A 26,973-nucleotide genomic window follows, 5' to 3' on the forward strand; every position below is an offset into this window, starting at 1 on the left:
CGCAGAAGGTTCAGGTGTCGGCGTTCCCGGACGCGTACGCGCAGTGGGAGAACCAGGCCGCCCACATCGTCCAGGACGTCTGGACCAAGTAAGACACCAGGTAAGTGACCAGGTAGGACAGATAGCAAAACGGCCGCTGGCCGGGCCCCCGTCGCAGGGGACCCGGCCAGCGGCGTCTGTCGGTCGGAGAGGCTGGGAACTATCGCTGGTCGAAGACCCGCTTGCTGGAGCCGAGGTGCAGGAACACCGTCTCGCCGGTGGCGTCCTGGAGCGCGTCGTTGTCGGTGACCGCGTAGACCTGGCCGTCGCCCGCGACGGTCATGCCCTCAAGCTTCTCCTGGGTCCAGCCGTTCGTCGCCCGCAGGTCGGGCAGCACGTCGTACGCCAGGGTCTTCGGCAGGACCCGCAGCGGACCCGGCGCCGCCGCGGTGCGCGGCAGTTCCACGGTGTAGATCCGCTTGATCCGGGCGGCCGGGCCGTTGAGCTTGTCCCGCTCGATCACCGCGAGCTTGTCGCCGACCACGGTGATCTCGGAAAGTCCGATCCAGTCGCCAGCGGTGGAGGTGCTGGCCAGCCGGTAGCCGAACCAGCTCCAGGTTCCCGCCGCCACGTCGTAGCGACCCAGGCGGACGACGCCGGCCGGGTCGGTGGAGACCTCGCGCTGCAGGGCGGCCCAGACTACCTCGCGTCCGCGCGAGTCGGTGGTCGCGGTGACGCCCTCGAAGCCCTGCTTCGCCAGGCCGCTGGCGACCTCCGCCGGCAGCTCCACGACCTGCTTGGTGACCCCGTTGCGGTCGAGCCTGACGAGCTTGTTGCCGGCACCGGTGGTGCCCTCGACGGCGAGCCAGAAACCGCCCTGCGGCCGGGCGAAGATGCCCTCCGCGTCGTAGCCGACGGGGTTGCCCCCGGCGTCGGAGACGGTGAGCGCGCCGGTGATGACGGCCGGCTCGGCGGTCGGGTCGACGGTGAGGATCCGGCTCGGCGAGTACGCCGCGTCGGTCACGCTGTAGAGCAGGTGCGACTTGCCCGGTACGGCGGAGAGCGCACCCAGCGCACCCCAACCGATCGGAGCCTTGTCCGTGCCCGACCGCTCCGTGGCGGAGACGATGGTCGGGAACGCCGGCTTGCCCTTGCCGAGTTCGTACACCGTCACCGAGGCGCGTACGCCGACCGAGGCGTCGTCCTCCTCGCTGGAGACCGCGAGCAGGTTCCGCCCCGGGATCGGGAGCAGTCCCTCGGGGCCGTTGGTCGCCGGCAGCACCTGCTTGAAGACCGGGTTGGCCGGGCGGCTGAGGTCGTAGACGGCGACGAAATTGCTCCGCTCCGAGCCGACGAAGGCGTACCGGACACCGTTGTACTCGGCGACCGCCACCCCCTCCGGTTCGGTGCCCTTCTTCTCCACCCGGTCCTCGTTGTGCAGCCCGTACGTGACGGCGAGCCGCTCGAAGCTGTTGCCGGCATCCCACGCGACCCGCCCGGTACGGCTGTCGAAGACCGACCAGCCCCGGGTGCCACCGTGCCAGTCGCCCTCGTTGGCGGTGGCGAGGTACCGGTCGTCGATCCAGGCCACCGCGTCAGGTTCACGCGGCACGTCCTTGATCGAGCCGCTCAGGTCGATCGCGCCGTCCTCGACGGTGTCGATGCCGCTGACCGAGGCGGTACCCGCGCTGAACGCCCGGACGATCCGACCGGACGGCAGGTCCACCAGGACGATCCCGTTGTTTTCCTGGAGCGTGAGCGCGACCTCGTTGTTCCGGTTGATCGAGACGTACTCCGGTTCGGGGTCGGTCGGTTCGGCGAAGCCAGCGGCGACGAACGCCGGCAGGGCGCTGCCGTCCGCCCCGGTCAGCGCCACCGGCCGGGTCCGCCAGCGGCTCGGGTTGCCGCCGGTCAGGTCGACGATCTGGAGGAAGCCGGCCGGGGCCTGGGGCAGATCCCCCTCCTCGCCTCCGGGCGGGGCGGCGTCCTCGTCGCGATCGTTCTCGATCGCGATCGCCGCGTACCGCTTGTCCTTGCTGATCGCGATGGAGTCGGGCTGTCCACCGAGGTCGAAGCTGGCCACCCGCTGCCGGGTACGCAGGGAGATGACGTCGAGCCGGCCGGAGGGAGCGGTGAAGCTGGGGCTGGTGTTGACCACGACCAGGACGTACTGGCCGACGACGGCGACGGAGGTCGGCTCGTCCTCGGCGTCGCCCAACTGGGACAGGGCGAGTGTGCCCAGGCCACGGGGCTTGTCGGGGTGGGTCAGGTCGAGAAAGCCGATTCGGCGCGCCAGCGCGTCGGTGTAGATCAACGTACGGCCGTCCTCGCTGACCGCGGAGATCTCCGCGACGGTCGGCGTCGCCGGATCCTCACCCGCCGGCCGGTTCTGGAAGACCGGGTAGGTCGCGGTGCGGTCGAAGGAGAGCGAGCGATCCGACTTCCCGTGTGCGGCGGCCGTTCCCACACCGGTGAGGGTGCTCGCGGCGACAGCCGCCACGGTCAGCGCCGTATATATCTTTTTGGCAGGCATTGCGTCTCCGATGCTGCTCGGGTCTCGACCATGGAAGGTCGCACGGGCAGACAAGCGGAATCGATCCCGGATATGAACGGCGGGCAAAGAAGTTGGACCTGGCCGGGTCCCGTGAGGCGAGACCCGGCCAGGTTGGGGGATGCGCGTAATTCGCGTACGGCGACCGTTGCTATCGCGGCGTGCTGGCCGTGTCCGTGGTCGCGGTGGCGAACACGATGATGTTGTCCGGGTAACTCCGCTTCTTCTGGTCGAACTGGCCACCGCAGGTGACCAGCCGGAGACTCGCTTTCTCCGACGGTCCGTAGACCAGATCGGTGGGGAAGGAAACCTTCGGGTACGACTTCACACCGTCGACTGTGAACTGTGCGACCGTGCCATCCTTGCGGGCTACCTCGATTGCGTCCCCGGCCTTCAACGCGCCCAGCTTGAAGAAGACCGCCGGCCCGGTCTCGTGCGAGTCGACATGTCCGACGATCACCGAGTTGCCGATCTCGCCGGGGCTGGGGCCGAGCCGGTACCAGCCGGCGAGTTCGGCCTGCGTCAACGGCGGCACCTCGATCATTCCGTGCGGGTCGACGCCGAGCGACATGAGCTTCGCGGCGACGCCGATCTTCTTGATGGTGATGGTGGTCGGCTCCGAGCGCGGCATCCCGGCGGGGCCGGGAGTGGCTGTGGTCGGTCCGGTGTTGGGCACCGGCCCCAGGTCCGGGTCGACCGGTGCCGCCGACTCGACCGGGGCCGGGCCGAGGTACGCCGGCGCCGCCTCCGCCGCCGGCTGTGGTGGAGGTGTCGGGGTGGAGTTCAGCGAGGCCCCGATGAGCCCGGAGCCGACCATGGCGAGTACGGCGACGAGGGCGTAGCCGACGGCGCGCCACGTGAGTACGTGACGCCCGCCGGCCCTTCCCCCCGACGTCTCAGGCGAGTGAGCCATCGATCCGTCGCCGCCGCATCAGTACGATGCCGCCGAGTGCCGCCGCACCCAGCATCGCCGCGCCGCTGGTCGCGAGACCGTTGTCGCTGGCTCCGCCGTCGCCGCCATCGACCCACCCGGTGGGTACGACCACCAGGGTGCCGAAGCCGCAGGAGCCCTTGAGCTGGTAGTGGCCCGGCTTCGCGTCGGCCGGGATCGTGGTGGTGGCCGAGTAGGCGTGGGCCTTCTCCTGCCCGTCCTTCTCGTCCCACTTGGCGTCGGCGTCGTCCTTCGCGCCTGCCTCGTCCTTGGCGCCGTCGTCCCACTTGGCGTCGGCGTCGTCCTTCGCGCCCGCCTCGTCCTTGGCGTTCGGGTCCCAGCCGCCGGACTTGCCGTCAGCGTCGGTTTCCTTGCTCCATTCGCCGGAGTCACCCTGGCTGGCGGCCGGGTCCTTGCTCTCCTCCGCCGTCGGCGCGGAGTCGGTCGGAGCACCGTCGGCCGCCTTTGCCGGGTCCTCGGCCTGCACCGAGTCGCCCGGCTGCGCCGGCTCATCGGCGGTTGCCGGTCCGCCGTCGGTGCCGGTGTGTTCGCCCTTGTCGCCGTGAGCGTCCGGCTCGGCGGCCGGGTCGGCCTGCTCCGGTGTGTACTCCTCGACCGGTCCGAGATCGGCTGCCGGGGGCGCCCCCGGTGCGGCCGTGCCCTCCGCCGGAGCGGCGTGCTCCTCGGGAATCGTCATTTCGGTGGCGCCGTTCGGGGCCACCGGCTCGGGAAGACCACTGGTCGGTGCGGCCTCGACCGCACCATTCTGCTCGGGGGCAGGCTGTGCTTTCTTGCTTCGGTATTCCTTGTACTCCAAGTACTCTTTGTACTTTTTGTACTCCTGGTATTCCTTGTCGAGCTGGTAGTCCTCGTTTTCTTTGTATTCCTTGTACTGCTCGGTGTTCTTGTATGTCTCGATTTCTTCGGTCTCGTGGCTGCTCCGGGCGATTTCACTGGCCGGAGCTTGTTCCGGGCTCTTTGTGGGCTTTGTGTCATGTTTGGGGGTGAGCTCCAGTTTCCCGGTCAGCTTCGACCAGACCCAAGGGCTCTCCTGCGGCTCCTTGCAGATCTCGACGATGGTGACCTCGTGACCAGGCTTCGCCCATTGCGGCTTCGCCAAGACCTGGCCTGGCTCGGCGCTGGTGGACGGGCCATCCGCGAAAGCGATCCCGGGTGCGCCGACGAGCAAAGATGCTCCACCGAGGGCGGCTCCGGCGACGACCTTGCCGAGGAACTTCTTAGACATGACTCTCGTCACTCCTTCCCCTGTTCACCGTGGGCCCGACGAGAGCCGAGCCATGACCGAGGCTAGCTTGTTTGTGAGCTTTAGTCGGATTAATACGGCATTTCTACTATCGCCCCGAACGAGTGATGGGCCGTGCTATCTCGGTCATCGGGCGGTACGCGCCGACTGCTGATTGATCGGGACGACCCGATCCGTGCGGGCGGTAATGCCGGCTCTCGTCTTTTCCGGACCGCTGACCAATCCGAATCCCGATGATCCCGTTTCTGGCGCTTTACGTGATGGCTGCCCGAATCTCTTCAGTCACAGCTTTCCCATTCGGCACGAGGAGTGCGACCGAAGGGGCGGACCGAGGCGGCCAGGGCCTTCGGCTTGGGCCCGTACCGCCGGGGTTGAGGGGAACGGCGGCGTGGTCGCCGAGGCGGGGGTTCGGCCGGGTTCGCGTCGCCCGGCTCGCGTCACGGGTGGGCGGGGTTGAGGCGGCGACCGGCGGCGGGGATAGTGGGATAGGGATCGGTAGACATCACTGGAGAGGTGTTGTGGTGGAAGCGCTCCCATGCAAGAATTCATCCACTGTGTAGGGGAGCCACACCGCGCAGTACGACGCCGAGGGCAGCCGGTTCTTCCGGTCGGCGTCCGCCCGGCCGGTGACTGCGGCCGGCACCACCACCCCCGTCAGCCCGTCCGGGTCGGGCGACACCCTGCATTTCCCCCATGGCGCCTACGGACGACCCCACCGGTCCACGTTCCGAGGCTGCCGCGCCGGTTCCCGCCACCAGGGACCGGCTGGCCCAAGGAGATCAGTCGCATGAATTTATGGAGCAGATGGTCCGGCCGACGCAAAGCGCTGGCACTCGCCGGTGCGAGCACACTGGTAGCAGCCGGCCTCGTTACCATCCCGGTCACCGTGGCGCACGCGGCAACCCAGTGCAGCGTCACGTACTCCGCCAACCAGTGGCCGGGTGGCTTCACCGCCAGTCTGACGATCCGGAACGTGGGGGACCCGCTCAACGGGTGGACCCTCGGCTTCGCCTTCCCCAACAGCAGCCAGCGAGTGCAACAGGGCTGGTCGGCGACCTGGAGCCAGTCCGGCAGCCAGGTGACCGCGCAGAGCATGTCGTGGAACGGAAGCCTCGCCACCGGCGCCTCCACCAGCATCGGGTTCAACGGCGCCTGGAGTGGCAGCAACCCGTCCCCGACCTCGTTCACCATCAACGGCACGGTGTGCAACGGCGGCACCCCGCCGACCACCCCACCGCCGACCACTCCGCCACCCACCACCCCACCGCCGACCACTCCACCGCCGACCACCCCACCGCCGACCACCCCGCCCCCGGGCGGAGCGCGGGTCGACAACCCGTACGTCGGTGTCACGGGTTATGTGAACCCGGACTGGAAGGCGAAGGCGGACGCCGAGCCGGGCGGAAGCCGGATCTCCAACAACCCGACCGGGGTCTGGATGGACCGGATCGCCGCGATCAACGGCACGACGGGCGCACGTGGTCTCCGAGCCCACCTCGACGGTGCGCTGGCGCAGGGGGCCGGTTACATCCAGATCGTCATCTACAACCTGCCCGGCCGCGACTGTGCCGCGCTCGCGTCCAACGGCGAGTTGGGACCGACAGACCTGCCCCGGTACAAGACCGAATACATCGACGCGATCGCCGCGATCATGGGGGACGCCAAGTACCGCAACCTCCGGATCATCAACGTGATCGAGATCGACTCGCTGCCGAACCTGGTCACCAACACCGGTAGCCGGGCCACCGCGACCCCGCAGTGCGACACGATGCTGGCGAACGGCAACTACGTCAACGGCGTCGGGTACGCCCTGGCGAAGCTGGGCGCGCTGCCGAACACGTACAACTACATCGACGCCGGGCACCACGGCTGGATCGGCTGGGACGACAACTTCGGCCCGTCCGCCACGCTCTTCGCCCAGGCTGCACGCGCCTCCGGCAGCACCGTGAGCAACGTGCACGGATTCATCGTCAACACCGCCAACTACGGCCCCCTCACCGAGCCCTACTTCACCATCAACAGCTCCGTGGGTGGTACGTCCGTACGGCAGTCCACGTGGGTCGACTGGAACCGGTACGTGGACGAGCAGTCGTTCGCCCAGGCGTTCCGTACGCAGCTGATCAGCGCCGGCTTCAACTCCAACGTGGGCATGCTGATCGACACCGGCCGTAACGGTTGGGGTGGCTCGGCCCGGCCGACCGGCCCCGGACCGCAGACCGACGTGAACGCCTTTGTCAACGGTGGCCGGCTCGACCGCCGGATCCACCTCGGCAACTGGTGCAACCAGAGCGGTGCCGGTATCGGCGAGCGCCCCCGGGCCGCGCCGGCCGCGGGCATCGACGCGTACGTCTGGATCAAGCCCCCGGGCGAGTCGGACGGCGCGAGCACCGAGATCCCGAACGACGAGGGTAAGGGCTTCGACCGGATGTGCGACCCGACGTACGGCGGCAACGCCCGCAACGGCAACAACATGAGCGGCGCACTGGCCAACGCCCCGCTCTCGGGGCACTGGTTCTCGGCGCAGTTCCAGCAGCTGATGCAGAACGCGTACCCGCCGCTGTAGTGCCCGGGTAGGGCCGCGTACGGCACCACAAGATCCCTGGTCCGACCGGTGTCGGTCGGACCAGGGATCCGTGCGCACCAGGGTCAGGGCACGGTCTTCTCGATGGCCGCGGAACCCTGCTCCGCCAGCATCCGCCGAGCCCGTTCGAGGTTCTGCGGGGTGGCGTCCTGACCCCAGGCCGCGACCAGGTCCTCCGGCTCCCAGGGCTGTTCGGCCCCGGTGCGGGTCTGGTCGGAGCCGGGGAAGCCGCCCCCCTGCGAGTCGCCGATCAGTTCGTCGGTGGGCGGAAAGTCGCCCGCTACGTCGTCCGACCCGATGAATTCCGGCGTGGCCCGATCCCGGCCGCCGCCGGTGCGCAACTGGGGCACGGTGCTTTCGTCATCGGCGGCCGAGGCCATCTCCGGGGACTCCTCCAACGGCCGGTCCAGGCCCGGATCACGCTCCGTCATCGTGCTGCCCTCCTGTGGCGGTGGCGGCGTCATTCCCACCCGTACGGCTACCCCGGATCGCCGACCCCATGCCGCCGGCGCTCAGGCTCCGTGGATTCCTCCCGTCGCCGCGCACGGCGTTCGCGCTGCGGTCAGCGGTCGAGGAGCCGGTCGAGGAAGTCGCGGTAGCGGCGAATCGCCAGCCGGATGTGTTCGGTCTCGCCGGTGCCGTCGGTGCCGGCGTCACCGTTGTCCAGTCGGGTGCGCTGCTCGGTCAGGGCCGACGTGAACGACCGAACCGCCTCGTCGACCAGCCCACGCGCCTCGCCGAGCGCGCCCGGCGGGTCGTCCACGAAGCGTAGCTGCATGTCGCGCCAACGCTCCCGCAGCCGCTCAGCGGTCTCCGCGTCGAGCAACGTCCCGAGCCCGTCGCCGTCACCGAGGGAGGTCGTGGCGGTTGGCGTGCCGGGCCCGGCCGCCAACCGGTCGGACGTACCGGTCGGGCTGACCCGGGTCACGGCATCGTTCACCTGCCCGTCGCCAGCCCCGTTGTCGGGTGCGACGGTGCTCTCCTCGCGGGCATCCGGTTCCTCGGTCCGGTCGCCGCTGGCCAGTGCGGACGCGGCGACCGCACCGCCGACGGTCGGGGCGCCGAACGTGGTCGGCAGCGGCGCCGGCTCGTGGTACTCGACCCGGTCCAGATCATCGACCCGGTTCGGGTCGTCTGTCCGGTTCCGTCCGTCGTCGCGTACCAGGTCGTCGGTGTGGTTCCGGGCGTTCTCAAGGTCCAGGTTGTCGGTCCGGTCGTTGCTGTCGGCCCGATCCCGGTCGTCGACCTTGACCGCCGTACGGTCGGTCCGCTGCTCGTCCTGGATCTGCCGGTCCTGTTGACGCATGGTGGGGTCTCTCCTCAACGGCTCGGGGTGTCCTGCGGCGTGTGCTCTGACATTTGTTGTGTCCGTTGTCCCCAGTTGCCCGATTCGGTCGGCGCGGTCTGCGTGGCCGGACCGTTGGGGCGTACCGGATCCGCGCCGAGCAGGTCGGCGAAGAGCGCGCGGTAGTGCACCAGGGCCTGGCGGAGGTCCTCGGTGCCGGCCTCGCCGCGCTGGTCGCGCTCGCGGATCTCGTGCGCGTCCCGGTAGTGGGACAGGGTGCGGGCGTGCTCGACGGAGAGGGAGGCGAGCTGCTCGTCGTAGTTCCCGGTCGGGTAGCCCCGCTCGGCTATCAGGCGGGTGACCAGCTCGTCCGCCTCGCCGACCGAGTCGTGGGGGGCGTCGACGAACCTGGCCTGGACCTCCGCCCAGGTGCTCGCGTAGCGCTGACGGGACTCCGGGGAGAGGGGAGTGAGGGTCAACTCGGCGTGCCGGCGGGTACGGTCGCGCAACTCTCGCTCGGCGTCGCCGCGACTCTCCCGGTCGGCGACCACCTGGTCGTACTCCGGGCCGAACTGACGCCGTAGGGCCGCCCGGCGGCCGACCGCCCAGATTGCCGTGGCGACGGTCACGACGAGTACGGCGGCCACGACGATGACGATGATCTGCGTGGGTGACATGGGGTTCCTCCTTCGCATCTGGTATTCCCGCTCTGGAGTGATCGCCAATCCCCAAGAGGGCGACTTTCGGCGTCGGCCCCGATCGGGCGTCCGTTGCGTCCCGAGATGCCGGGAATCGGACTCGCCATCTGCTTCCCTCGGGTGTGCCGCCTTCGGGGCTTCCTTGACACTTTTCGGCCACCGGAAATGGTCGTTGGGGTGGGGGTAACCCGCCCGTTCCATCGATGAAGTCGCTTGCCCGCAATAAACGGTGGCGGCCCGGTGACAAATTGGCCCTGGTTTAGTTCACCGATCGGTGCCCGCCCGATTAGGGGAGATTGAACAGAGCGTCGGGAAGCCCACTCGGAACGTGCGGTAGTGCATACGTCCCTGATTACGTATCCTGCCGGGGGCGCACGTCCATATTCCGTGACTCCGGCCGGGGCCGCGGACCGGCCGGGCCCGGTTCTTCCCCCTGCCACCCCCGGGCGAGGTCCGATGAATAGCCGTAGCTGGACGATCCGCTCGAAGATCATCGCGCTGGTCGCCGTGCCGATCTCCGCGCTCCTCGCGCTGTGGATCTTCGCCACCCTGCTCACCGTCGAGCCGGTCACCCGGTTGCTCTCCTCACAGTCCCTGTTGGACAACATGGGACGACCCGGCACCGCTGTGGTCGGCGAGCTACAGGCCGAACGGCGGCTCTCCATCCGATACCTCGCCGGCGGGGACCTGGCCGACCTGACCGCCCAGCGGACCCGTACCGACCAGGCGATCGCCGAGATGCGGCACCGGACGTACGACAGCGGCCTGCTCGACTCGCACGGCGACCTGCTCCGCAGCCGGGTCCAGCAGCTCTTCACCAACCTGGACGCGCTCTCCTCGGGTCGCGGCTTCATCGACCGGCGGGACATGGACCGGGGTGGCGCGTTCGGCCTCTACACCAGCACCATCTCGCTGACCTACCGGGTCTTCGACGCGATGGCGGCACGGGCCTACGACGGCGTCAACCTCCAGTCGCTCAACCTGATCGCGCTCGGTCAGGCCCGCGAGGTGCTCGACCAGGCCGACGCCGTACTCGCCGGAGCCTTCACCTCGGGCCGGTTCGCCGACGGCGAGTACGCCCAGATCGTGCAGGCCATCGGCACCCAGGGGTTCCTCTACGAGGAGGCGGTCGCCGACCTGTCGGCCGACGATCGGGCCGCGTACCAGCGGATGATCGACGGGGACGACTTCGTCCGGGTCCGGGCCATGCTCGCCGACCTGGTCGCCAAGGGCCGCAACGGTGCCGCGCCGCCGATCGCCGCCGACGCCTGGCGAACCAGCTACGACTCCACCCAGCGGCAACTGCACGACTTCGAACTCGCCGCGGCGGACTCGCTCACCGAACGGACCACACCGGTGGCGGCCGGGATCCTGGTCCGGCTCGGACTCGCCGGCCTGCTCGGCCTGGCTGCCGTCATCCTCTCCATGTTCCTCGCCATCCGGGTGGGCCGATCGCTGATCGGTCGGCTGAGCGGCCTACGTACGGCCGCGCTGGAACTCGCCAGTACCCGGCTGCCCGACGTCGTCGGCCGGTTGCGCCGGGGCGAGGAGGTCGACGTCGCCAAGGAGTCCCCGGAGCTGGAGTACGGGCGGGACGAGATCGGGCAGCTCGGGCACGCGTTCAGCGAGGTGCAACGCAGCGCCGTACGTTCCGCCGTCGACGAGGCGACGCTCCGGCGCGGACTCAACGAGGTCTTCCTCAACATCGCCCGGCGCAGTCAGACCCTGCTGCACCGGCAGCTCGCGCTCCTGGACCGGATGGAACGGCGGGTCACCGCGCCGGAGGAGCTGGAGGACCTCTTCCGGGTCGACCATCTCGCCACCCGGATGCGCCGCCACGCGGAGGACCTGGTCATCCTCGCCGGTGCGGCACCCGGCCGGGGCTGGCGCAACCCGGTGGCGATGATCGACGTGATGCGGGGCGCCATCTCCGAGGTGGAGGACTACGCCCGGGTCGACGTCGGCGCCGTACAACCGGGGTCGACCCTCGGCCCGGCGGTCGGTGACGTCATCCACCTGCTCGCCGAGCTGATCGAGAACGCGACCTCGTTCTCGCCGCCGCACACCCGGGTACGGGTCACCGGCCAGCTGGTGCCGAACGGGTACGCGATCGAGGTCGAGGACCGTGGCCTGGGTATGACGCCCGAGGCGTTCGAGGCGGCGAACCGGCGGCTGGCCGACCCGCCCGAGTTCGACCCGGTGAACAGTGCCCGACTGGGCCTGTTCGTGGTGGCCCAGCTCGGTGCCCGGCACGGGGTACGGGTACAGCTGCGACCGTCGCCCTACGGCGGGGTGACCGCGGTGGCGTTGATCCCGGGTGAGCTGGTGGCGCCCGGCAACGGCCCGCTCGCGTTGCCCGGCCGCTCGGCCGACCCCGGCACACCGAACCGTCCCGTCCCGGTCGCGCAACTCGGTACGGAATCCGCCTCGGATCCGTCCACAGCGGCACCGGAGCCGGGCACCCTGTCGGGCGTCCTCACGACACCCCGAGGCGGCCCCGGACAGCGGTCCGGCTCGCTCGGACGCGCCGGTGCCGGACCACGGGGCGGAGCGGACGCGCCCGCGCGCCGGGCCCGTACCCTGGGCCGGCTCACCGCGGTTCCGAACCGGCTCGAACCCGAGGAACCCAAGCCCCCGGTCGTACCTCCCATACCGTCGCTGCGCGTGCCGCCCGCACCGGAGCCGGTCACGGCACCGACCGAGCCGGCTGCCACAACTGAGCCGGCTGCCACCACCGAGCCGGGTGCACCGACCGAACCGAACGCCACCACCGAGCCGGGTCTTTCGGCCAGCCGGGGCCGGGCGACCGGAACCGCCGCCCCGACCGCCGAACGGGGCACCGGACCGGTCGGACCGGTCGCACAAGAGCGGGCCGCCGCACCGGTCGGTGTGGACGGACTGCCCCGCCGGATTCGTCAGACCAGCCTGGCACCCCAGTTGCGGGAGCCGGCGACGGGAATGGCCGATCCGCCCAGCCGTGTCGGTGCCACCGCCAGTGAACGGGTGAAACGCGCCGACCGCACCCCGGAGGAGGTCCGGGCGATGATGTCGGCGATGCAGGCCGGCACCGCCCGCGGCCGTCGGGACGCGGCCGTCCCGCCGACCCCCGCCGCCACCAGCGCGACACCCGCGACGGGCAGCGCGACACCCGCGACGGCGGGGGGCACCGCGTCCACGGCCGCTGGTGCCGAGAATGCCCCGGTGGACAGCGCACCGGCCAGCTCAGTCGAGGCCCCGGTCGTCGACCCGGGCTCCACCGAAACGGGAAGGGACGCGTAGTGGTGCACCTGACGAGGCCGGCCGATCTCGCCTGGCTCCTTGACGACCTCGTGGAGCGCGTACCGACCGCGGAACAGGCTGTGGTGCTCTCCGCGGACGGGCTGTTGATGGCCGCCTCCCGGGATCTGGACCAGGAGGACGCCGAACACCTCTCCGCGATGGCGGCCGGCTTCCAGAGCCTGGCGAAGGGGGCCAGCCGGCAGTTCGCCGCCGGGCCGGTGCGGCAGACGGTGGTCGAAATGGAATCCGCGTTCCTCTTTGTCACCGCCGCCGGGCAGGGGGCCTGCCTGGCCGTGCTCTGCACCGCCGACTCCGACATCGGCCTGATCGCGTACGAGATGGCGATGCTGGTGACCCGGGTCGGCGACTACCTGAGTACGCCGAGCCGGGCCAGCGGGGTGAGTGCCGATGCGCGATGACGAGATGCCCGGACCGGAGCACGACTGGCTGGATCTCGACGCGGGGCCGGTGGTCCGGCCGTACATGATGACCGGCGGCCGGGTACGTCCGGCGGTCGGCGGCTTCGACCTGGTCGCGTTCGTGGTGGCGGCGGTGGCCAGCGGTGACGGCCGGGCTGAGGGGTTGCAGCCGGAACATCGGCACATCCTCCGGATGAGTCAGGAACCGATCTCGGTGGCGGAGGTCGCGTCCTATCTCGACCTGCCGCTCGGGGTGGTCCGGGTGCTCCTCGCCGACCTTCTCACGGCCGAGTTGATCGCGATGCACGAACCTTCGTCGGAACCGAGTTTCCCGGAAGACGACATCCTCAAGGCGGTGGTCAATGGACTCCGTGCGCTCTGACCGGCCCGGATCCGTGCGCTCTGACCGGCCGGGGTCCGTGCGCTCTGACCGGCCCGGATCCGCGCACCGGGTCCCGCTCGCGTTGAAGATCCTTATCGCTGGCGGCTTCGGGGCCGGCAAGACCACGCTCGTCGGTGCGGTGAGCGAGATCAGGCCGTTGCAGACCGAGGAGGTGCTGACCGACGCCGGTGTCGGCACCGACGACCTGGCCGGGGTCGAGGAGAAGAACACCACGACCGTGGCGATGGACTTCGGCCGGATCTCCATCAACGAGGACCTTCAGGTGTACCTCTTCGGCACCCCTGGCCAGGACCGGTTCTGGTTCCTCTGGGACGAGTTGGCCTTCGGGGCGCTCGGCGCGGTGGTGCTGGCCGACACCCGACGGCTCGCCGACTGTTTCCCGTCGGTGGACTACTTCGAGCGCCGGGGCACCCCGTTCGTCGTCGCGGTCAACTGTTTCGAGGGGGCGCAGAAGTTCAGCACCGACGCCGTACGGTCGGCGCTGGACCTCGACCCCGACGTGCCGGTCATCCTCTGCGACGCGCGCAGCCGACAGTCGGGCAAGGGCGTACTGGTCCGGCTGGTCGAGCACGTGGCGGCGCGGCGCGGCGTACCGGCCTCGGCGAACTGACCGCCAACCGTCGGCGGACCGGAACCGGGTGGCCGGGGCCGGAACCGGCCTCGTGGTGGGCTCGGTCGGGGCCCGGGTGATCGGTCCGGCGTCAGCCGGCCACGATCAGCACGTCCAGTCGTCGCGGCCCGTGCACCCCCTCCACCCGGTTCAGTTCGATGTCGCTGGTCGCCGACGGTCCCGAGACCAGGGTCACCGGTCGGGTCGGATCGGCGAGCCGGCGGAGCGCCTCCGGCACCCGGTCCACAACCTGGTCGGTGCGGACCACGCAGATGTGGTGGTCGGGCACCAGGGTGAGCAGGCGACGACCCTGGTCGGCGCCGGTGTCCAGAATCAGGGTGCCGGTCTGGGCGACCGCCACCGCACAGCCGGTGACGACGGCCAGCCCCGGCTCGTCCAGGTCGGCCACCGTCAGGGGGTGCGGCGGGCCGTCACGTCGGACCGTTCCCGGGTACGCGGAGAGCCAGTCCGCCGGCAGTCCCGGTGGGACGGCCACGGCGGGTACGTCGTCGAGCAGCCCGGCCAGCGCCCCCGCCAGACCGGACGGATCACAGTGGGTGACCGTGGCCCGGTAGTCGATCAGCCGGTCCACCAGCAGTTCGATCAGTTCCGGCGGGCTCGCTTCGGTGTTGCCCACTTCGGTCGTGTGTGACGTCGTCGTGGCCGACGCGTCTCCGGCCGGCCCGGGTTCGTTCGGTGCCGCAGCGGCGGCGATCGGGCCGCGGTCGTACTCCCTGGGGACGGTGACCGGGGAGATCGGAGGGACCGCCCGAAGCCGTCTCATGATCTCTTCGCGTGCTGTCATGTCACTCCCTCCACCTGCCCTGCGGGCATCCCCGACCACCGGTCGGCCGGCCACGTCATCCCCGGCCACGGCCGGCCCACCATTCCCGGAAGGTCTGCGCCGCCGGCAGCGGGGCGTCCCGGGTGCCGGTCCAGCCGGAGAGCGGCCAGGGCAGGTGGCGTACGTGGTCCCGCCGGCCCCCGAGCCGCAGCGGGGCGGCCCCCCGCCGGGCCGCGCGCAGCGCCGAGGCGTACCGGCGCCGGTCCCGCATCACCCAGGACATCGCCCCCATCGCCGCGCGCTCCGCCGACGGCCGACCCCGGTGGGCGTCGACGCCGCGTTGGCGCAGGTGCACCAGCACCTCGGGGATGTCGATCCGGACCGGGCAGGCGTCGAAGCAGGCGCCGCAGAGCGTCGAGGCGTACGGCAGGGTGCGGTTCGCCCCCGCGTCCGGGCCGGTCATCTGCGGCGACAGGATGGCGCCGATCGGACCCGGGTAGACGGAGCCGTACGCGTGCCCACCGACCCGTTCGTAGACCGGGCAGACGTTCAGGCAGGCCGAGCAGCGGATGCAGCGCAACGCCTGCCGCCCGACCGGATCGGCCCGGGTCTCCGTACGCCCGTTGTCGACCAGCACGATGTGCATCTGCTGCGGACCGTCGCCGTCGCTGACCCCGGTCCACATCGAGGTGTACGGGTTCATCCGCTCACCGGTCGACGAACGGGGCAGCAGTTGCAGGAAGACCTCCAGGTCACCGAAGGTCGGCAGCAGCTTCTCGATCCCCACCACCGAGATCAGCGTCTCGGGCAGGGTCAGGCACATCCGCCCGTTCCCCTCCGACTCGACCACCACCAGCGTGCCGGTCTCGGCGATCGCGAAGTTCGCGCCGGAGATGGCGACCCGGGCGGAGAGGAACTTGGCCCGCAGGTGCCGACGGGCGGCCTCGGCGAGTGCGGCCGGCTCGTCGGTGAGCGCTGACACGTCCACCCCGGGCATCCGTTCGGCGAAGATGTCCCGGATCTGCCGCCGGTTGTAGTGGATCGCCGGCACCAGGATGTGTGAGGGCTGGTCGTCGGCGAGCTGCACGATCAACTCGGCCAGGTCGGTCTCCACCGCCGCGATGCCGGCTGCCTCCAGGGCCTCGTTCAGCCCGATCTCCTGGGTGGCCATCGACTTGATTTTGACCACCTCGTCGGTACCCGTCTGCCGTACCAACCGGGTCACCACCGCGCACGCCTCCTCGGCGTCGCGGGCCCAGTGCACGGTCGCCCCGGCGGCGGTCGCCGCGGCCTCGAACTGGTCGAGCAGTTCGGGGAGGCGGGCCAGGACGTCGTCCTTGACCGCCGCACCGGAGACCCGCAGCGCCTCCCAGTCGGGCACCTCGCCGACCACCCGCAGCCGTTTGTCGCGGATGGTGTGGGTGGCTCGGCGCAGGTTGCCGCGCAACTGCGGATCGGCGAGTCGGGTCTTGGCGGCCTGCGGAAACGGCTGCCGCGCGACGATGTTCCCGGTGCCGGTCACTTGCTTCCTCCCACTGTCGAGGCCGGTGTCCGTACCGTTCCGGCCAGGATCTCCGCGTAGTGGACCGCCCGTACCCCGGGTTGGTCGCCGCCGGTGCCGGCTCGGCCGCCGCGGCGGGACAGCCCACCGCCGATGTGTGCCAGGCAGGAGTTGTCGGCGGCGGCGACGAAGCGGGCGCCGGTGGAGCAGACGGCGTCGCACTTGTCGGCCAGCATGGCGCCGGAGACGCCGGCGTTCTTGACCGCGAAGGTGCCGCCGAACCCGCAGCACTCCTCGGCTCCGGGCAACTCGACCAGTTCGAGGTCGCGGACCGCCCGGAGCAGTCGGAGTGGCCGGTCACCGAGGCGGAGCATGCGCAGACCATGGCAGGTCGGGTGGTAGGTGACCCGGTGCGGGAAGGAAGCACCCAGGTCGGTCACCCCGAGAACGTCGACCAGCAGTTCGGAGAGTTCGTACGTACGCGGCGCCAGCTCGGCCACCCGTTCGGCCAGGACCGGGTCGTCGGCGGCGAGCCGGGGGTAGGACTCCCGCACCATCGCGACGCACGACCCGGAGGGCGCCACCACCGCCTCGTACTCGGCGAAGGTGTCGACGAACCGGCGGACCAGGGGCATCGCCTCGGCCCGGTAACCGCTGTTGGCGTGCATCTGCCCGCAGCAGCTCTGTTCGGCCGGGAACTCGACGGTGTGGCCGAGCCGTTCCAGGATCTCCACCACCGCCCGTCCGGTGCCGGGAAAGACCAGGTCGTTGACGCAGGTCACGAAGAGCGCGATGCGCACGGATTCTCCTTTCGTCGCACGTCCGCGTGTTGTGGCAGTTCGGCGTGGATCGTCAGGTCTACGCGAAGAAGGGCAGGTGCCGGTCCCGGGCGGCGAGCAGGTGGGCCCGCATCGCGTCGCCGGCCGCGTCGGCGTCGCCGGCCGCCATCGCGTCCACCACCCGGTGGTGTTCCTCCCCGCTGATCCCGTGGTGGGTCGTGGGGAAATAGAGCCGGAACAGGTGCAGGTGGGACCGGAGTCGGACGATCGCGTCGTACAGCAGTCGGTTGCCGGCGTGCTCCGCGATCAGGTGGTGGAACCGCGCGTCGGTGTTGGTGAACTCGGCGATGGCCGCGAAGCCCTCGCTTCCCGGTGCCGGGCCGGGCAGGTCGGCTGCGGAGCGGAGCCGGACGAGCGGGTGGGTCGGTTCGGCCTCGTCGGTGCTCGCCTGGTCGTGCCGTACGGCGGGAGTCTCGTCGGCGATCCGGAGGGTGGCCCGTACGGCTGCGAGCGGTTCCAGGATGAGTCGCATCTCGACGAGTTCGTCGAACTCGGCCCGGGTCAGCAGTGGGGTGGCGGTGTAGCCGGCGAGCGCCCGCTTGCGGACCAGCCCGTCGGATTCGAGCCGGGCGAGCGCCTCCCGGACCGGGGTGGGGGAGACTTCCAACTGTCGGGCCAGGGCGTCGATGTTGATCCGTTCGCCGGGCGCCACGGCATGATCCATCACCAACGTACGCACCGACTCGTACACGTCGTCGGCGAGCGTTGTCCGTCGCGCGGGCCGTACCCCGTCCATCACGATCGAAGATCCTATAGGATCACCCTCCAGTAAGGAAGGGCCCCTTGTTATCGCCTAGGCGATAACAAGGGGCCCTTCCTTACTCCACGAAGTGGGGTGGCTCTGGTTGGATCAAGCGGAGGTGGCGGACGTGGGGCCGCCCGGCGGCGGATGGAGCGGGTGGATGGTCGACGGCGGCGAGATCCTGTACGTCGGTTGTTACACCGCCGAGGCCGGGGGGCGAGGAGAGGGCATCGTCGCGGTACGCCGGGACCCGGTCACCGGCGCGCTCGACCCGCTCGGCACGGTCGCGCCCACCGAGTCACCCTCATTCCTGGTGCGGCACCCGAGTCTGCCCGTGTTGTACGGGGTCAACGAGTTGGCCGAGGGGACGGTCAGTGCCTGGGCGATCGACGCCGAGGGTCCGACGCAGCCCGGTCTGCGCCCGCTGGGAAGCTGGTCCACCGGGGGCGACAGCCCGTGCCACCTGGCGGTCGCGCCTGACGGCGGCTACCTCTTCGTCGCCAACTACGGCAGCGGAAGTGTGTCCGTACATCCGTTGGATTCGGCCGGGGTGCCGGGAGAGCGGACCGACCTGCGGGTGCACGACGGACATGGTCCCGATCCGGAGCGGCAGGAGCGGGCGCACGCGCACATGGTCTCGCCCGATCCGGTGGGCGGTGAACTGCTTGCCGTGGACCTGGGCACCGACACCGTCTACCGGTACGACCTGGACGGTTCGCGGGGGCGGTTGCTGCCCCGGGAGCCGATGACCCGTACCCGGCCCGGGACCGGGCCCCGACACCTGGCCCGCCACCCGGACGGTCACCGTTTCTACCTGGCCGGAGAGCTGGACGCGACCGTCGTGGCGTACAGCCGGGAGACTGGGGGTCCGCTGCGCGAACGCGGCCGGGTCGCGGCGAGTGCGCGGCACGGGCTCGTGCAGCCTTCCGAGATCGCGGTACGGCCGGACGGCCGTTTCCTGTATCTCGGGAACCGTGGCGTGGGCACGATCTCAGTGTTCGCGCTCGATGCCGAGGTGCCGCGTTACGTGACCGAGGTGGCCACCGGCGGCACCTGGCCGAGGCATTTCGCATTGATCGGGGCGCACCTCTACGTCGCCGACGAACGGTCCAATGTGGTGAGTGTGTTCGTCGTCGACCCGACGGCCGGGGTGCCCGAGCCGGCCGGTTCGGTTGCGGTGCCGAGTCCCACCTGTGTGCTGGGACCGGTGGCCCTGCCGGTGGAAGCGATCCGCTGAGCACGTCAACTGATGATGATAATTTTTACCAGCATAAATGAATATCTGGTGGAAGCTGTCAAATGCGCGACATGGTCTGTTGGAAAGCATGAGCGCGAAAGCTGCTCTGGTGGGCGGATTAGGGGACCGTTTGCCGTCGATCAACTACAGGCAGTGAAATTTGAACGGCGATCCGTATCTCATGAGTAACTTCCGGCCTGACGCGACTGGCATTATGCGGAATCATTACGCAAGATGGTCAACGTGTCGGGCCGCCATCGTATGCGTAGCAGTATTCGTGGAGCAGGCGCCATCGCAGCGGCGATGGCGCTTGTCCTTGTCGTGGCGGGAGCGTGGTTCGGCTACCAGAGGCTTGCCGAGCCGGCCTGTGCCGGCCAGCTCCGGCTGACCGTCGCCGCCGCTCCCGAGATCGCGCCGGCCGTGCAGGCCGCCGCCGCCCAGTGGTCCGAGAACGGTGCCGCCGCCGAGGGTGTCTGTGTCGCGGTCGACGTCACCGCGAGCGACCCGGTCGATGTGGCGGCCGTTCTCGCCGGCCAGCACGGGGTGTCGCTCTCCGGGGTGGGGCAGGCGCCCGGCGCCTCGGTGACCCCCGACGTCTGGCTGCCCGACTCCAGCAGTTGGCTGCTGCGGTTGAGCTCCGAGGCCGCCGGCTTCGCACCGACCAACAACGCCTCGATCGCCCGCAGCCCGGTCGTCGTCGCCATGCCGCAGCCGGTCGCCGCCTCGGTCGGCTGGCCGGAGAAGAAGATCACCTGGGGAGACCTGTTGAAGCAGGTCACCACCGGGACCAAGCTCCGGACCGGGATCGTCGAGCCGACCCGCGACGCGGCCGGACTCTCCGGGCTGCTCGCGCTCGGTGCCGCCGCCGGGGCGGCCGGTGGCACCCAGGGTAGGCAGGCCACCACCTCGGCGTTGCGGGCGCTGGCCACCGGACGCTCCGCCGTACGACAGGACCTGCTGGCCAAGTTCCCCCGGGCAACCGACCCGGCGTCGATCGCCTCCTCACTCAGTGCGGCCGCGCTGAGCGAGGAGGACGTCATGGAGTACAACGCCAAGCAGCCGCCGATCCCGCTCGCCGCGCTCTACGTGGAACCGGCGGCGATGTCGCTGGACTACCCGTACGCGGTCATGCCCGGCATCGAGCCGGCCCGGTCGGCGGCGGCGGCGGGCCTGTTCAAGGTGCTCACCGAGGGCAGTTTCCGGGACCGGCTCGCCAAGCAGAACCTGCGGGCGTCCGACGGCACCTGGGGTGAGGGGTTCAGCGCCCCCCAGGGTGCGCCCAGCCCGGCGGGCACTCCCTCCAGTTCCGCGGCGGCGGGTGGCACCGCCGCGGGTGGGGCCGACCCGGCCGCGCTCAGTCGGGCGCTCTCCACCTGGACCGCCATCACCCTGCCGTCGCGGATGCTCGCGGTGATCGACGTCTCCGGCTCGATGCTGGAGAAGGTGCCGACGGCGAACAACGCGACCCGGGCCCAGGTCACCCTGGCCGCGGCGCAGGGCGGCCTCGACCTCTTCGACGAGTCCTGGGCGGTCGGCCTCTGGATCTTCTCCACCGAGCTGGTCGGTGCCCGGGACTATCGGGAGCTCGTCCCGATCGGCCCGCTGACCAACCAGCGCAGCCAGCTCAAGAGCGCGCTCGCCGGTATCTCCCCGAAGCCGAATGGCAGCACCGGCCTCTACGACACGGTGCTCGCGGCGTACAAGGCGGTGCAGGACGGCTGGGAGCCGGGCCGGGTCAACTCGGTGGTGATGCTGACCGACGGGGAGAACGAGGACGCGAACGGCATCACCCAGGCGAAGTTGCTGGCCGACCTGAAGGCGGCGGCCGACCCGGAGAAGCCGATCCAGATGGTGATCATCGGTATCGGTAACGGGGTCAACCGGGGCGAGTTGGACGCGATTACCAAGGTGACCGGCGGCGGGGTCTTCGTGACCGAGGACCCGGCCAAGATCGGTGACATCTTCCTGCAGGCCATCGCCCTGCGCCCGGCCTCGAACTGAATCCGGATGGCTGGCCGGCTGATCGCCGGCCGGCCATCCGGAGAGCACCCACCGTACGGCCGGACATCACACGATCCACTGAGGCGGATGACGTACGTCGGGGGTTAGGGTACGCCCGGCAGGTCTCCGGCCCCCCGGGAAGTGACAGTAATCTGTCGGAAGCTCTCGGTAATTGGATCCGTAGGTGAAGATGTTCGAGGTGTCCCGGCACCGCGGATCCGATGGGGAGGATGCGCGGTTGAACCGGGATTCTCCGTGAGTGAGCTGGGGAGGGCCGGGTGACGTCGGCAACACTGCTGAGCTCCGCGACGATGCCTCCGGAATTGCCACCGGAGGCGTCCGCTGTCACGACCAGATCGCGGCAACGGGCGTACCTCCGCACCACCGTCATCTTCGACACCTTCGCTCTCGGTTTCGCGGTGCTCGTCGGCTACTTCGCCAGGTTCGGCAGCGACGATCCGCGCGGCTCCGACATTTCGTACGTGATCATCGCGCCGGCGCTGGTGCTCGTCTGGTTGCTCTCGCTTCGTGCCATGCGTGGCTACGACGACCGGGTGCTCGGGTACGGCGCGGACGAGTACCGCCGGGTCACCGCCGCCAGTCTCCGGCTCGCCGGTGGGGTGGCGATCGCCGGTTACATCGCCGACGTGGGCGTCTCCCGTGGTTTTCTCGGTATCTCGTTCGCGGTCGGCACGGTCGGTCTGGTGGTCGCCCGGTTCGCCGCCCGTAAGCACCTGCACCGGGCCCGTGCCCGGGGGACGGGCTGGGCCCGCCAGGTGCTCGTCGTCGGTGACACCCCGCACGTGCTGGAACTCGTGCACACCCTGCGCCGGGAGCCGCACGCCGGTTACCAGGTGGTCGGTGCGTGCATCCCGGACGCACTGCTCGCGCCGGTGCCGCAGCGGCTGGGTGACGTACCGGTGGTCGGCTCGTTGCGCGGGGTGGCCGAGGCCGCCATCGCCTCGGGGGCGGACACGGTCGCCGTCACCGCCTCCAGCGAACTCACCGCCACCCGGTTGCGCCGGCTGGGGTGGCAGTTGGAGGGGACCGGGATCGACCTGGTGCTGGCCCCGGCGTTGACCGACGTGGCCGGCCCCCGCATCCACACCACACCGGTCGCGGGGCTGCCGCTGATCCACGTGGAGGCGCCCGAGTTCCGCGGCGCACGCAAGATCATTAAGGGTTTTGTGGATCGGGCCGCGGCCCTGGCCGCACTCACCCTGGCGCTGCCGATCCTGGCCGTGCTGGCCCTGGCGATCAAGCTGGACAGCCGGGGGCCGGTGATCTTCCGGCAGATCCGGGTCGGCCAGGGTGGCCGCGAGTTCGGCGTCTACAAGTTCCGCACCATGGTGACCAACGCCGACGCCCTCCTCGCCGAGCTGACCGCGCGGAACGAGACCGACGGCCTGATGTTCAAGATGCGGGACGACCCACGGGTCACCCGGGTCGGCAAGTTCCTCCGCAAGTGGTCCCTGGACGAGCTGCCACAACTGGCCAACGTGCTCTTCGGCGACATGAGCCTGGTCGGCCCGCGTCCTCCACTGCCGTCAGAGGTGGCCCGTTACGACGGGGACGTGGCCCGACGTCTGCTGGTCAAGCCGGGCATGACCGGGCTCTGGCAGGTCAGCGGCCGTTCCGACCTCACCTGGGAGGACGGCATCCGGCTCGACCTCTACTACGTGGAGAACTGGTCCCTCGCCGCCGACCTCACCATCCTCTGGAAGACCTTCGGCGCGGTCATCAACAGCCGGGGCGCCTACTGACCCGCCGGCCGGGCCCTGGCGCGAGCCGGGGTCAGGCCGGCGGAGCCAACCAGCGGGCGGGGTGGGCGAGGACGGCACGGACCACCGAACCGGCGGCGCCGAGCACGGCGGCGTCACCGGTGAGCAGCGACGGCCGTACGGTCACCGGTGACCAGCCGGCGGTGAGCACCCGTCGCCGGATCTCCGCCTCCAGGGGCGGGCGGAGCCACTGCGCCAGTGGTGCGTAGATCCCGCCGAGCACGACCGTGTCCAGGTCCAGCAGGTTGATCACACCGGCGATCGCCACGCCGAGCGCGCTGGCCGCCCCGGTGAGCGCGGCGATCGCGGCGGCGTTCCCGTCCCCGGCCAGTTCGGCAAGCCGGGCGATGGCCGCGTCGGCGGGTTGCCCGAGTCCGGCCAGTCCGGCGCCGGTCAGGATCGCCTCCTGGCCGGCGTACTGCTCCAGGCAGCCCTGGGCACCGCACCGGCAAGGCCGGCCAGCCGGGTCGACCGGCAGGTGCCCGAGTTCCCCGCTCCAGCCACGGGCACCCCGGAACAGGGTGCCGTGCAGCACGATGCCGGCTCCGATGCCGATCTCGCCGGAGACGTAGAGAAAGGTGGCCTCGCCGGACGTACCGGCGTGCAGTTCGCCGAGGGCGGCGAGGTTGGCCTCGTTGTCCACGGTCAACCAGTGCCCGGCGGCACGGTGGCCGGCGAGGCCGGGGTGGGCTTCGAGGGCGCCGACCAGGTCCACGTCGCGCCAGCCCAGGTTCGGCGCCAGTCGTACCACGCCGGTGGAGGTGACCAGCCCGGGTACGGCCAGCGCCGTACCGGCGAGCACGAGGCGTTGTCGCTGCGCCTCGGCGTGTGCGGTGGCGGCCAGGTCGCCGAGGTCGGCGAGGACCTCGGCGGGCGGGAGCGGGCGTAGGTCGACCCGGCGGATCGCCCGGTGCCGGACCGCGCCGGTCAGGTCGACCACGCAGGCGGCCAGGTAGTCGACGTTGATCTCCAGCCCGAGTCCGGCCGGACCGTCGGTGGCCAGGACCAGGCCGAGGGCGGGGCGGCCGGCACCGGTCCGGGGAGCGGGGTCCACCTCGGTCAGCAGGTGCCCGCCGATCAGGTCGTCGACCAGGGCGGACACGGTGGCCCGGGTGAGTCCGGTGGCGGTGGCGAGGTCGGCGCGCGAGGGCGGGCGTTCGGCGTCGGCGATGTGCCGCAGGACCAGGGCCAGGTTGTGTTCACGCAGGCTCGCCTGGCGTACGGCGGTGCCCGCCGTGCCCACCTGCCCGGTGCCGGAGTGCGTCACGTCTTGACAATGCCATAGGCCGGTCAAATAATTCAACGGGTAAACAAATCAAGGATGTTACGTGGAGGTCATCGATGGCTGCCGAACCGACCCGCGCCGACAAGTTCTCCTTTGGCCTCTGGACCGTGGGCTGGGAGGCCCGCGACCCGTTCGGTGACGCCACCCGCGCCCCGCTGGACGCGGTGGAGGCGGTGCACAAGCTCTCCGAACTCGGCGCGTACGGCATCACGTTCCACGACGACGACCTGATCCCGTTCGGCTCCGACAACCCGACCCGGGACCACCACATCTCCCGGTTCCGCAAGGCGCTGGACGAGACCGGCCTGGTGGTGCCGATGGTCACCACCAACCTCTTCACCCACCCGATCTTCAAGGACGGCGGGTTCACCAGCAACGACCGCGACGTACGCCGCTTCGCCCTGCGCAAGGTGCTGCGCAACGTCGACCTCGCGGCCGAACTCGGCGCCAAGACCTTCGTCATGTGGGGCGGCCGGGAAGGTTCCGAGTACGACGTCGCCAAGGACATCCGCGCGGCCCTGGACCGCTACCGCGAGGCGGTCAACCTGCTCTCGCAGTACGTCATCGACAAGGGCTACGACATCCGGTTCGCGATCGAGCCGAAGCCGAACGAGCCCCGGGGCGACATCCTGCTCCCCACCGTCGGGCACGCCCTGGCCTTCATCAACGAGCTGGAGCACCCCGAGCTGGTCGGTCTCAACCCGGAGACCGGACACGAGCAGATGGCTGGCCTCAACTACGCGCACGGCATCGCCCAGGCGCTCTGGGCCGGCAAGCTCTTCCACCTTGACCTCAACGGCCAGCGTGGCATCAAGTACGACCAGGACCTGGTCTTCGGTCACGGCGACCTGATGAACTCGTTCGCCCTGGTCGACCTGCTGGAGTTCGGCGGTCCGGAGGGCGCCCCGGCCTACCAGGGACCGCGGCACTTCGACTACAAGCCGTCCCGGACCGAGAACTTCGACGGGGTCTGGGCGTCGGCCGCCGCGAACATGCGCACCTACCTGCTGCTCAAGGAGCGGGCGGCGGCGTTCCGGGCCGACCCCGAGGTGCAGGAAGCGCTGGCAGCCAGCAAGGTCGGCGAACTCTCCACCCCGACGGTGGCCGAGGGCGAGACCTACGCCGACCTGATCGCCGACCGGACTGCCTTCGAGGACCTCGACGTCGCCGAGGTGTCGGCGCGGGGCTTCGGCTTCGTACGGCTCAACCAACTCGCCGTCGAGCACCTGCTCGGCGCCCGTTGATCCGTAGGGCCGTCCGTAGCCGTACCCCTGTTCGCTAGCTTCACCCACCACCCACCCTCAGCCAGCCACGGAGGCCGGAGATGGCGCTCGTCGCCGGGGTCGACTCGTCGACCCAGTCGTGCAAGGTGATGATCCGCGACGCGGAAACCGGTGAGCTGGTCCGCTCCGGGCGGGCCACCCACCCGGTCGGCACCGAGGTGGATCCGCAGGCGTGGTGGGATGCGTTGCAGGATGCCGTGGTGCAGGCCGGCGGCCTGGCGGACGTGGTTGCCGCCTCGGTCGCCGGCCAGCAGCACGGCATGGTCTGCCTCGACGAGCGGGGCGCGGTCGTCCGGCCCGCCCTGCTCTGGAACGACACCCGGTCGGCCGGTGCCGCCACCGAGCTGATCGAGGAACTGGGCGTCAGTGGCCGTCCCACCGGCACGGGTGAGTCCGGTGACCGGGTCGGTGATCTCGTTGCCGGTCGGCAGGCGTGGGCCGAAGCCGTGGGGAGCGTGCCGGTGGCCAGCTTCACCGTGACGAAGCTGCGCTGGCTGGCCCGGAACGAACCGGCGTCGGCGGAACGGACCGCCGCGGTCTGCCTGCCGCACGACTGGCTCACCTGGCGGCTGGCCGGTGCGAGCGGGCTGGACACGCTCCGCACCGACCGGGGGGACGCGAGCGGCACCGGCTACTGGTCCCCGCGTACCGGCGAATACCGGTTCGACCTGCTGGAACAGGCGTTCGGTCGGCGACCGGTGGTTCCGGTGGTGCTCGACCCGACCGGTCGGGCCGGTGAACTGGCCAACGGCGCCCCACTCGCCCCGGGCACGGGCGACAACGCCGCCGCGGCGCTCGGCGTGGGCGCGCTTCCCGGCGACGTGATCGTCTCCATCGGCACCTCGGGCACCGTGTTCAGCGTCGCCGAGACACCGTCGCAGGACAGCTCCGGTGCGGTGGCCGGGTTCGCCGACGCCACCGGCCGCTTCCTCCCGCTGGTCGCCACGCTCAACGCGGCGCGGGTGCTGGACGCGGCGGCGAAACTGCTCGGGGTCGACCTCGACGAACTGGCCCGGTTGGCGCTCTCGGCTCCGGCGGGGGCGGACGGGCTGGTGCTGGTGCCGTATCTGGAGGGGGAGCGGACGCCGAACCGCCCACTCGCCACCGGTGCCGTGCACGGGCTCACCCTGCGTACCTCCACCCCGGCCCACCTGGCGCGGGCCGCGATCGAAGGAATGCTCTGCGGGCTCGCCGACGGGCTCGACGCGATGGTGGCCCAGGGTGCCACGGTCAACCGGGTGATCCTGGTCGGCGGCGGTGCCCGCTCCGAGGCGGTCCGTCGGATCGCCCCCGAGGTCTTCGGCTGCCCGGTCCTGGTCCCCGCCCCGGGCGAGTACGTCGCCGACGGTGCCGCCCGCCAGGCCGCGTGGGTCGCCCTAGGTGGCGACACCCCGCCCACCTGGGCTGCCAGCTCCACCCAGGAGTACGACGCCCCCGTCGCCCCACAGATCCGGGACCAGTACGTCGCCGCCCGTGACCTCTTCACCAACCGTCCGGTGTAAGGAAGGGCCCCTTGTTAT

At 70.6% G+C, this 26,973-nt stretch carries 21 protein-coding genes; 10 read left to right on the forward strand and 11 right to left on the reverse strand.

The genetic code is table 11. From position 1 onward, the window contains the following. Positions 1-199 precede the first annotated feature (199 nt). The 3 genes from ACIBF5_RS27940 to ACIBF5_RS27950 all read right to left on the reverse strand — a co-directional run bounded on the left by ACIBF5_RS27940 (position 200) and on the right by ACIBF5_RS27950 (position 4,707). Positions 200-2,512: an esterase-like activity of phytase family protein gene (locus tag ACIBF5_RS27940; protein WP_396815865.1), complete on the reverse strand. Its 2,313-nt coding sequence runs from the start codon at positions 2,510-2,512 to the stop codon at positions 200-202. 169 nt (positions 2,513-2,681) lie between these two features. Then, a complete protein-coding gene (locus ACIBF5_RS27945) occupies positions 2,682-3,443 on the reverse strand; it encodes a class F sortase (protein WP_396815866.1) in 762 nt (253 codons plus the stop codon). After that, positions 3,427-4,707, reverse strand: a complete 1,281-nt coding sequence (locus ACIBF5_RS27950; protein WP_396815867.1) for a hypothetical protein — start codon at positions 4,705-4,707, stop codon at positions 3,427-3,429. Before ACIBF5_RS27950 ends, ACIBF5_RS27945 begins: the two co-directional genes overlap by 17 nt. An 805-nt stretch (positions 4,708-5,512) precedes the next feature. Between ACIBF5_RS27950 and ACIBF5_RS27955 the strand changes: the two genes are divergently transcribed. Beyond that, positions 5,513-7,288 (forward strand): glycoside hydrolase family 6 protein, encoded by a 1,776-nt coding sequence (locus ACIBF5_RS27955; RefSeq protein WP_396815868.1) that lies wholly within the window; start codon positions 5,513-5,515, stop codon positions 7,286-7,288. Positions 7,289-7,371: 83 nt separating this feature from the next. Here the strand turns inward: ACIBF5_RS27955 and ACIBF5_RS27960 are convergent, their stop codons facing one another. The 3 genes from ACIBF5_RS27960 to ACIBF5_RS27970 all read right to left on the reverse strand — a co-directional run bounded on the left by ACIBF5_RS27960 (position 7,372) and on the right by ACIBF5_RS27970 (position 9,268). Next, complete coding sequence (locus ACIBF5_RS27960) at positions 7,372-7,737, reverse strand: hypothetical protein (RefSeq protein WP_396815869.1); 366 nt, start codon at positions 7,735-7,737, stop codon at positions 7,372-7,374. A gap of 131 nt (positions 7,738-7,868) precedes the next feature. Next, positions 7,869-8,612, reverse strand: coding sequence for a hypothetical protein (locus tag ACIBF5_RS27965; protein WP_396815870.1), 744 nt, complete (start codon positions 8,610-8,612; stop codon positions 7,869-7,871). A 14-nt stretch (positions 8,613-8,626) separates the two neighbouring features. Next, positions 8,627-9,268, reverse strand: a complete 642-nt coding sequence (locus tag ACIBF5_RS27970; protein ID WP_396815871.1) for a hypothetical protein — start codon at positions 9,266-9,268, stop codon at positions 8,627-8,629. A gap of 477 nt (positions 9,269-9,745) precedes the next feature. On the opposite strand from ACIBF5_RS27970, the gene ACIBF5_RS27975 reads away from it, so the two are divergent. From ACIBF5_RS27975 to ACIBF5_RS27990, 4 genes are read left to right on the forward strand one after another with little or no spacing between them, the layout of a single operon-like run. After that, complete coding sequence (locus tag ACIBF5_RS27975; RefSeq protein WP_396815872.1) at positions 9,746-12,568, forward strand: nitrate- and nitrite sensing domain-containing protein; 2,823 nt, start codon at positions 9,746-9,748, stop codon at positions 12,566-12,568. Beyond that, a complete protein-coding gene (locus ACIBF5_RS27980) occupies positions 12,568-12,987 on the forward strand; it encodes a roadblock/LC7 domain-containing protein (protein WP_396815873.1) in 420 nt (139 codons plus the stop codon). Before ACIBF5_RS27975 ends, ACIBF5_RS27980 begins: the two co-directional genes overlap by 1 nt. Then, the gene (locus ACIBF5_RS27985) at positions 12,977-13,369 is read left to right on the forward strand and encodes a DUF742 domain-containing protein (RefSeq protein WP_396815874.1); all 393 of its coding nucleotides are present in this window, start codon (positions 12,977-12,979) and stop codon (positions 13,367-13,369) included. The genes ACIBF5_RS27980 and ACIBF5_RS27985 overlap by 11 nt, the downstream gene beginning before the upstream one ends. Continuing rightward, positions 13,350-14,000, forward strand: a complete 651-nt coding sequence (locus ACIBF5_RS27990) for a GTP-binding protein (RefSeq protein WP_396815875.1) — start codon at positions 13,350-13,352, stop codon at positions 13,998-14,000. Before ACIBF5_RS27985 ends, ACIBF5_RS27990 begins: the two co-directional genes overlap by 20 nt. Before the next feature lie 91 nt (positions 14,001-14,091). On the opposite strand, the gene ACIBF5_RS27995 is transcribed toward ACIBF5_RS27990, so the two are convergent. The 4 genes from ACIBF5_RS27995 to ACIBF5_RS28010 are packed head-to-tail and all read right to left on the reverse strand — an operon-like array spanning position 14,092 to position 17,860. Then, positions 14,092-14,805 (reverse strand): lactate utilization protein C, encoded by a 714-nt coding sequence (locus tag ACIBF5_RS27995; RefSeq protein WP_396815876.1) that lies wholly within the window; start codon positions 14,803-14,805, stop codon positions 14,092-14,094. Between the two features lie 55 nt (positions 14,806-14,860). Continuing rightward, positions 14,861-16,306 carry a LutB/LldF family L-lactate oxidation iron-sulfur protein gene (locus ACIBF5_RS28000; protein ID WP_396815877.1) on the reverse strand — a complete coding sequence of 482 codons (1,446 nt, stop codon included), beginning with the start codon at positions 16,304-16,306 and terminating at the stop codon, positions 14,861-14,863. Continuing rightward, a complete protein-coding gene (locus ACIBF5_RS28005) occupies positions 16,303-17,085 on the reverse strand; it encodes a (Fe-S)-binding protein (RefSeq protein ID WP_396815878.1) in 783 nt (260 codons plus the stop codon). Before ACIBF5_RS28005 ends, ACIBF5_RS28000 begins: the two co-directional genes overlap by 4 nt. Before the next feature lie 58 nt (positions 17,086-17,143). After that, positions 17,144-17,860, reverse strand: a complete 717-nt coding sequence (locus ACIBF5_RS28010) for a GntR family transcriptional regulator (protein WP_396815879.1) — start codon at positions 17,858-17,860, stop codon at positions 17,144-17,146. Positions 17,861-18,026: 166 nt separating this feature from the next. Between ACIBF5_RS28010 and ACIBF5_RS28015 the strand changes: the two genes are divergently transcribed. From ACIBF5_RS28015 to ACIBF5_RS28025, 3 genes are all read left to right on the forward strand, one after another. Next, complete coding sequence (locus tag ACIBF5_RS28015) at positions 18,027-19,103, forward strand: lactonase family protein (protein ID WP_396815947.1); 1,077 nt, start codon at positions 18,027-18,029, stop codon at positions 19,101-19,103. A gap of 303 nt (positions 19,104-19,406) precedes the next feature. Continuing rightward, positions 19,407-21,104 (forward strand): VWA domain-containing protein, encoded by a 1,698-nt coding sequence (locus ACIBF5_RS28020; RefSeq protein WP_396815880.1) that lies wholly within the window; start codon positions 19,407-19,409, stop codon positions 21,102-21,104. Positions 21,105-21,382: 278 nt separating this feature from the next. Then, positions 21,383-22,867 carry a sugar transferase gene (locus ACIBF5_RS28025; protein ID WP_396815881.1) on the forward strand — a complete coding sequence of 495 codons (1,485 nt, stop codon included), beginning with the start codon at positions 21,383-21,385 and terminating at the stop codon, positions 22,865-22,867. 31 nt (positions 22,868-22,898) lie between these two features. On the opposite strand, the gene ACIBF5_RS28030 is transcribed toward ACIBF5_RS28025, so the two are convergent. After that, on the reverse strand, positions 22,899-24,152 hold the full coding sequence (locus tag ACIBF5_RS28030; protein WP_396815882.1) for an ROK family protein: 1,254 nt from the start codon (positions 24,150-24,152) through the stop codon (positions 22,899-22,901). Between the two features lie 74 nt (positions 24,153-24,226). Between ACIBF5_RS28030 and xylA the strand changes: the two genes are divergently transcribed. Further along, positions 24,227-25,414: a xylose isomerase gene (gene xylA / locus ACIBF5_RS28035; protein ID WP_396815883.1), complete on the forward strand. Its 1,188-nt coding sequence runs from the start codon at positions 24,227-24,229 to the stop codon at positions 25,412-25,414. 80 nt (positions 25,415-25,494) lie between these two features. Beyond that, positions 25,495-26,955 (forward strand): xylulokinase, encoded by a 1,461-nt coding sequence (locus ACIBF5_RS28040; RefSeq protein ID WP_396815884.1) that lies wholly within the window; start codon positions 25,495-25,497, stop codon positions 26,953-26,955. The last annotated feature ends 18 nt before the right edge of the window (positions 26,956-26,973 follow it).

Origin of the sequence: Micromonospora sp. NPDC050417 (assembly GCF_044458865.1) — a bacterium.
Taxonomy (GTDB): Bacteria; Actinomycetota; Actinomycetes; order Mycobacteriales; family Micromonosporaceae; genus Micromonospora_G.

Bases quoted from the DNA above. Each gene is read 5' to 3' on its own strand.
- ACIBF5_RS28020 (WP_396815880.1), top strand. From the start codon at position 19,407: ATGGCGCTTGTCCTTGTCGTGGCGGGAGCGTGGTTCGGCTACCAGAGG.
- ACIBF5_RS28010 (WP_396815879.1), bottom strand. From the start codon at position 17,860: ATGGACGGGGTACGGCCCGCGCGACGGACAACGCTCGCCGACGACGTG.
- ACIBF5_RS27940 (WP_396815865.1), bottom strand. From the start codon at position 2,512: ATGCCTGCCAAAAAGATATATACGGCGCTGACCGTGGCGGCTGTCGCC.
- ACIBF5_RS27975 (WP_396815872.1), top strand. From the start codon at position 9,746: ATGAATAGCCGTAGCTGGACGATCCGCTCGAAGATCATCGCGCTGGTC.
- ACIBF5_RS27990 (WP_396815875.1), top strand. From the start codon at position 13,350: ATGGACTCCGTGCGCTCTGACCGGCCCGGATCCGTGCGCTCTGACCGG.
- ACIBF5_RS27965 (WP_396815870.1), bottom strand. From the start codon at position 8,612: ATGCGTCAACAGGACCGGCAGATCCAGGACGAGCAGCGGACCGACCGT.
- ACIBF5_RS27950 (WP_396815867.1), bottom strand. From the start codon at position 4,707: ATGTCTAAGAAGTTCCTCGGCAAGGTCGTCGCCGGAGCCGCCCTCGGT.
- ACIBF5_RS27955 (WP_396815868.1), top strand. From the start codon at position 5,513: ATGAATTTATGGAGCAGATGGTCCGGCCGACGCAAAGCGCTGGCACTC.
- ACIBF5_RS27960 (WP_396815869.1), bottom strand. From the start codon at position 7,737: ATGACGGAGCGTGATCCGGGCCTGGACCGGCCGTTGGAGGAGTCCCCG.
- ACIBF5_RS28015 (WP_396815947.1), top strand. From the start codon at position 18,027: ATGGTCGACGGCGGCGAGATCCTGTACGTCGGTTGTTACACCGCCGAG.
- ACIBF5_RS27945 (WP_396815866.1), bottom strand. From the start codon at position 3,443: ATGGCTCACTCGCCTGAGACGTCGGGGGGAAGGGCCGGCGGGCGTCAC.
- ACIBF5_RS28040 (WP_396815884.1), top strand. From the start codon at position 25,495: ATGGCGCTCGTCGCCGGGGTCGACTCGTCGACCCAGTCGTGCAAGGTG.
- ACIBF5_RS27970 (WP_396815871.1), bottom strand. From the start codon at position 9,268: ATGTCACCCACGCAGATCATCGTCATCGTCGTGGCCGCCGTACTCGTC.
- ACIBF5_RS27985 (WP_396815874.1), top strand. From the start codon at position 12,977: ATGCGCGATGACGAGATGCCCGGACCGGAGCACGACTGGCTGGATCTC.
- xylA (WP_396815883.1), top strand. From the start codon at position 24,227: ATGGCTGCCGAACCGACCCGCGCCGACAAGTTCTCCTTTGGCCTCTGG.
- ACIBF5_RS27995 (WP_396815876.1), bottom strand. From the start codon at position 14,805: ATGACAGCACGCGAAGAGATCATGAGACGGCTTCGGGCGGTCCCTCCG.